Consider the following 3,399-nt stretch of genomic DNA (forward strand, 5'->3'; position numbering starts at 1 on the left):
TGATGATGCAACAGTAGTTGAACTGGGAACAGAGTTTCCCTGGACAGAAAAAACTACTGTAAGTGCCAGCATTGTTAACAAAAATGCTGATCTCTATGATAATGAAAAGATCTGGGATCAGGATATGCAGTATACCTATCTTAAAGCCGGTCTTGATCACAAGTTAACCGATAATGTAAACTGGTTGACAGATGTAATGTATATTACCGGTGATGTTGATCAGTTAAATGAACATGAAGCTGATGGTAACATTACTAATGACTATCTTGATAGTGGTACTGGTGATAATGCTGATATCGATGGTAGCTTTATTACAACATCTCTATCAATTAGCTTCTAAATATGGCTTACTGCTAAAAGATAGATAAAAACAACCCGGGGGATTTATTCCCTCGGGTTTTCTATATATATAAGAAAAAAATAACAAAATATGGAGGAGGAATTTAAAAAGTGAAGAATAAAATTATAGTTTTAATGATGGCTTTACTGATGGTAGGACTTGTTGCAGGTAATGCAGCAGCTTCTGAATGGGAAGCTATTGGTGGTATTGCTATTACAAATGTAACATTAGATAAATGGAATAGCACTATTGACGATCTAAATACATTAGTTGCGAGTGATTTTAGAGGTCAAATTCCAACAAGTAACATTGATGAAATGGACAACATTGACAGAGTTCCAATGATTTATTTGGGAGCTAAAAAGGAATTAAATGATAAATGGACAGCAAACATTCAGTATGAGCATATTTTTGGTACTGTGGAAACAGATTTTGATTCTGCTGTAGGTAGTGGATCAGCCGAGATTGATGTTGCTCTAAATGGACTTGCTTTTCTAGCTGATTATGAATTAAATGAAAGATAGTCAGTTGGTGGTGGAGTGGCATTTTACAAAGGTACAAAAGATAAGAATTTTGAAGGACAGGCTTTTGCTGCATCTGGCTTAGTAGATAAAGAAGTTGATTTAGATGCAGTTAGTTATCGTATGGGTGTTGGTTATACACGTTCCTTTGCAGAAAACTGGGATTTTAATGCTGGTTTAGATTACTTATATCTTGAAATGGATGATGATGAAGAAGGTAATGTCTACAGTAAAGGATTTTCTTACACTGCAGGTGTAACTTATAACTTTTAATTAAAATAATAGATTGAAGTACAAAGCCCTTAAGGCAGAGATTTCAGTTCTGCTTTAAGGGCTTTTTCTGTTTTGTAGTACTTTTTCTCCTAACAAAATAATAAAGTAAACGTAGATGTAAACAGTATACGTAAACTGTCTACGTAGTGAGAGGAGGAGTAGTAGTGCCTAAAAAAATAATAACAACTAAAGCTGAAAGTAATCTTGGTCCAAAAGCAATAAGTATTTCTAATCGGAAGGGTGGAGTTGGAAAAACTACTTTGACTTCAGTAATTGCAGAGGAACTAGCCAATGCAGGCTACTCAGTAGTAATGCTGGATCTTGATTCACAGACTGACCTGACAGACATCAACCTGAGCCAGAATGAAGATAGTAATCTTTTCGATCTGCTAACAGGCCAGAAAGCATTAGAAGAAGTAGTAACTGAGCTATTCAGCAAAGGAGACAAGAAAATCATACCTGGTTCAGCTAGAGTAGATGAAATACAGACAGGTGTCAGTAATACTCTGGCTGAGATAGTAGATAAGCTGAAGGAGACATATGATTTTGTTCTCTTGGACCATCCACCGAGTTTGACTGAGCTTTCAAGAGCTGGCTATATTATCAGTGATCAATTGCTAATCATTGCAGAAGCACAACAGCTATCATTAAAAAATTTGATCAGTTTCTTGCTTGAGATAAAAAAACTGCAACTGAAGACAGAAACTACGCTAGAATTGCTGGGAATAGTAGCTAATAAAGTTGATCATCGTAGAAAATTAACTGGCAAAATGCTTATAGAGTACAAAAGAACCTATCCGGAGCTTTTCTTTGACAACTACATTGGTGTAGATACAGCAATTCCTAATGCTCAATTCAATCAAGAAACAATGAGAGAACTACCATGGAGACCTATTACACTGAGCCAGTTCGAGAGAGTAATTGAAGAGATGATCCAGCGGCTGCAGTATGTGAAATACTAAAATTCTAAGGGGGAGTTTGATGCCTAAAAAAGTGAAGGTAAATAAATCAGAGTTGAAAAAGAAGTCGAAAGTAAAGGATAATGATGATACTTTGAAGGAAAAGTTGAAAAAGCGAAGAGAAAAGAAAAGCTTTGATGAGGTTCACACCAGGGTTACTACCTATCTTGAAAAGCCAGTCAGGGAGAAGATGGAGCTGCTCAAGGATAAGGATGTAATAGATAGCTATACTCAGCTTGTAAATCTGGCTATAAAACACTACATTGCAAAACATCTGGACTGAGACCAATGACCTATGCCTTTTTAATGAGGGCATGGGTCTTTTTAATATATTCAATGGTAAAAAAAGGAAATAAAAAACTAAATAAACATATATGATTATATTGAAGGGAATAGCTTCCTAGTTGAACTATTCCCTATTTCAACGCTAAAAAACAATTCAAAGGAGTGGATAAAATGAGGATAATAAAAACATTTGAAGATGTGGAATTGCTGGAAAACACAGAAGTGCTGAATGGGGAATATTTGCAGTGGATCAAGGACTACTTCCTGCAGCTCTTTGAAGCACTGGGCCGGAATGGAGAAACACTGGACCAGTTCAGACTGGGGTGGCTGGAAGGATTTATAATTGTGCTGGAGAAGGGAGATAACCTGAGGGATCTTTCAATGCTGGGACTAAACCCGGAAGATGAAGGGATGCTAGGATGTTCTCTGGAATATGTTGAGGAATATAAACTAAACAGTATAAGTTTCTACAGGATCGGCCTTCTGTTGGACAATGAATGTATGATGACGTTCTTTTCTGAGGTGGGAGCACATGACGAAGAAATTGAAGACTACCTGGCTGAAGAAGCTGTGGAGATCGAAAAATACCACAGGGAAGACAAAGCTGAGCTGAATGAAGATGATGAAATACCATTCTAACTAAAGAAGGAGCAAAGAAAATGCTAAACTACAAAGAATTTGATGACCAAATGCTGCTGGGTAGATTGGTTTCTGAACCAGCTGCAGCTGAACTTTTCCAGGACTACAACTCACTGGAGGAAATAATACTGAAAACATACAGCAATGAGCTGAAGAAATACAAAGGAATAGGGAAAGTTAAGAGTGAACAAATTCCGGCTGTAGCTGAAATAATTAGAAGGGTCCTAAAAGCTGAAAAGAAAAAGACTACTAAGATTGGTAATCCGCTGGACGTATTCAACTACTTCAAGGAGATGCAGTTTCTGGAACAGGAAGAGGCCAGGATCCTGCTGCTGAATGTAAAAAGGAGCCAATTCCCACTCCTTTCAAGACCTAGCTAGCG

General features: G+C 37.2%; 6 protein-coding genes and 1 pseudogene. All 7 read left to right on the forward strand.

Annotated elements, in window-relative coordinates:
- Positions 1–340 (forward strand): annotated as a pseudogene (locus CI949_RS18770) (hypothetical protein); the annotation flags it as partial.
- A gap of 110 nt (positions 341–450) precedes the next feature.
- The gene (locus tag CI949_RS18775) at positions 451–864 is read left to right on the forward strand and encodes a hypothetical protein (RefSeq protein ID WP_290769231.1); all 414 of its coding nucleotides are present in this window, start codon (positions 451–453) and stop codon (positions 862–864) included.
- 15 nt (positions 865–879) lie between these two features.
- Positions 880–1,134: a hypothetical protein gene (locus CI949_RS18780; protein ID WP_290769234.1), complete on the forward strand. Its 255-nt coding sequence runs from the start codon at positions 880–882 to the stop codon at positions 1,132–1,134.
- Between the two features lie 164 nt (positions 1,135–1,298).
- Positions 1,299–2,096, forward strand: a complete 798-nt coding sequence (locus CI949_RS18785) for a ParA family protein (RefSeq protein WP_290769236.1) — start codon at positions 1,299–1,301, stop codon at positions 2,094–2,096.
- A gap of 19 nt (positions 2,097–2,115) precedes the next feature.
- Positions 2,116–2,376, forward strand: coding sequence for a hypothetical protein (locus CI949_RS18790; protein ID WP_290769238.1), 261 nt, complete (start codon positions 2,116–2,118; stop codon positions 2,374–2,376).
- 173 nt (positions 2,377–2,549) lie between these two features.
- Complete coding sequence (locus CI949_RS18795) at positions 2,550–3,017, forward strand: hypothetical protein (RefSeq protein ID WP_290769241.1); 468 nt, start codon at positions 2,550–2,552, stop codon at positions 3,015–3,017.
- A 20-nt stretch (positions 3,018–3,037) separates the two neighbouring features.
- A complete protein-coding gene (locus tag CI949_RS18800) occupies positions 3,038–3,397 on the forward strand; it encodes a hypothetical protein (RefSeq protein ID WP_290769243.1) in 360 nt (119 codons plus the stop codon).
- Positions 3,398–3,399: the final 2 nt, after the last annotated feature.

Source organism: Halanaerobium sp. (genome assembly GCF_003070835.1).